The 2183-nt window shown below is 70.5% G+C and carries 2 protein-coding genes; one reads left to right on the top strand and one right to left on the bottom strand.

The window, feature by feature from the left end:
* Nucleotides 1-630: 630 nt before the first annotated feature.
* The gene (locus tag D0D15_RS35635; protein WP_094009234.1) at nt 631-1473 is read right to left on the bottom strand and encodes a helix-turn-helix domain-containing GNAT family N-acetyltransferase; all 843 of its coding nucleotides are present in this window, start codon (nt 1471-1473) and stop codon (nt 631-633) included.
* A gap of 100 nt (nt 1474-1573) precedes the next feature.
* Between D0D15_RS35635 and D0D15_RS35630 the strand changes: the two genes are divergently transcribed.
* Nucleotides 1574-2183, top strand: a 610-nt coding sequence (locus tag D0D15_RS35630; RefSeq protein ID WP_115945101.1) for an NAD(P)-binding domain-containing protein, incomplete at its 3' end; no start/stop codon positions are given.

Genomic DNA, 2183 nt, shown 5'->3' with positions numbered 1-2183 from the left:
TCCGGCGACAACCGCTTCTCACTCTTACGTGGAGTCACAGCCCCAGATGTCATCACTCACAGTGCCCATCCCGCCGGACCTCAGCCCGGCGTGTCGGGCCAGAAACACCGATCTTGAAACAGTCCCTGTTGTCCCGGTGCCCGAGCAAGTCAGTGCGCTTCCAACTCCGCGGCTCGGACGCACTGGGTTGCCCTGCTTGGGAGAGTTGCACGGAGCAGGTGGCAGGACTCGCCGGATGGTGCCGTCGGCGGTGACCACGAGCTGACTGGAAGGTATGCGGGCGTACGTAGGGCTTTTGGCAACTGTGCCAGCATCTTGCTGACTGCATCGCACAGCGCACGGGTCCCCGAGGACATGATCCTCGCCGTGCTGATTGTCGGCCGCAGTGCGCTGTTCGGGACCCGGCGGTGTCGGCTGAGCGGGCTCTGGTGATGCTCGGTGGCCGCCACGCCGTGCGCGCTGGCGATTCCCATGATCTCGGCCGCTTGTGTCGCTCACTGTCAACGCCGCTGCTGGACGTGCGCTGCGCAGCGGCCCGCGAAATCATGGCATCCCGAGCGGGGAGCATGCCAGGCGCGATCGTTAACCTCGCCACGCAGCGTTTGCCTGTCCTGGTGGACATCCAGTTCATCAGTTGATGTTGTTGCGGCGTTCGAGGAGGACGGTGTCGTGCCAGGTGCCGTTGCGTTGGGCGATGCGTTCGCGGATGCCGATGGTGCGGTAGCCGGCGGAGTGGTGCAGGGCGAGGCTGGCGCGGTTTTCGGTGAAGATGGAGGTTTGCAGGGTCCAGTAGCCGGCCTCGTCGAGGGCGATGACCTGCTGCCGGATCAGGGCTTTGCCGATGCCGCGGCCGCGGTGGCCGTCGGCGACGTAGATCGAGGTTTCGGCGACGCCGGCGTAGCAGTCGCGAGCGGACACCGGGGTGGCGGCCGCCCAGCCGACCACCTCGCCGTCCAGTTCGGCGACCCACCGCTGGTCCGGGAGCCATGTCGCGTCGAGGGTGGCGCGGCTGGGGACGGTGGTCTCGAAGGTGGCGATCCCGGTGGCCATGCCCTCGCCGTAGATGCGGCGGACCGCGGCCCAGTCCTCGTCGCGCAAGGCCCGCACGGTGACGTCGGCGGGGACGTCTTCGGGGCAGCAGGGCCGCGGCGCGAGCAGGCCCATCACGGCGTCGGCGGCGTGCGGGAGGCCGGCGCAGCAGGCCGCGTTGACGGTGACGATGGTGGCGGTGCCTTCCTTGCGGACCTGCACGAACCCGACGTCGGCGAGTTTGCGCACGTGGTGGGAGCAGGTGGACTGGCTGATGCCGAGCAGACCGGTCAGGGCGCCGACCGTGATGCCGCGAGGCGCGGTGGCCACGGCGTGCAGCAGCCGCACCCGGGTGGGCTCGGCCAGGCAGGCGAACCAGTCGGCGTAGGTGGCGGCTTCCCCGTCGGGCAGGACCTGGGCCTGGGGCGCGGCAGTCGTGGTCATGTCCCCGAGTGTATCGATTCCAATCGATGGTTGCCTCGATCGATGACAGTCGATACAGTCTGGGCAAGTCAATCGAGCTGGATCGATGGAAGGGGCCGGGATGAGTGAGCTGCCCGTCGTGGTGGTGGGGGCTGGGCCGATCGGGCTCGCGGCCGCGTCCGAGGTGCTGGAGCGGGGTTTGGAGCCGGTGGTGCTGGAGCGCGGGTCGCGGGCGGGGGCGTCGGTGGCGCAGTGGAACCACGTGCGGTTGTTCTCGCCGTGGTCGGAGCTGGTGGACCCGGCGGCAGGCCGCCTCCTGGAGGCCACCGGCTGGGAACACCCCGCGGCCGAGGACTACCCGACGGGGCAGGAGTGGGTCGCGCGTTACCTGGCCCCGTTGGCCGCCGCCCTCGGTGAGCGCGTCCGGTTCGGCACCGAGGTGGTGGGTGTCGCGCGCCGTGGCCGGGACCGCGTGGTCGACCACGGGCGGGACACCGAGCCGCTGACGGTGCACGTCCGCCACGCCGACGGCCGCGAGGAGCTGATCACCGCGCGCGCGGTGATCGACGCCTCGGGCACGTGGACCAACCCGAACCCACTGGGCGGCGACGGACTCCCGGCGCTGGGCGAACGGGCGGCGGCGGACCGGATCACCTACCAGGTGCCCGACCTCGGCGACCCGGTGGTCCGGGAACGGTTCGCCGGCAGGCACGTCGCGGTCGCGGGCAGCG

Source organism: Amycolatopsis thermalba, assembly GCF_003385215.1.
GTDB lineage: Bacteria > Actinomycetota > Actinomycetes > Mycobacteriales > Pseudonocardiaceae > Amycolatopsis_E > Amycolatopsis_E thermalba.
The sequence above is the reverse complement of the archived record's forward strand: the minus strand, read 5'-3'. Positions and strand labels throughout refer to the sequence as shown.

Excerpts from the sequence above, each read along its gene's own strand:
- D0D15_RS35635 (WP_094009234.1), bottom strand. The coding sequence starts at position 1,473 with ATGACCACGACTGCCGCGCCCCAGGCCCAGGTCCTGCCCGACGGGGAA.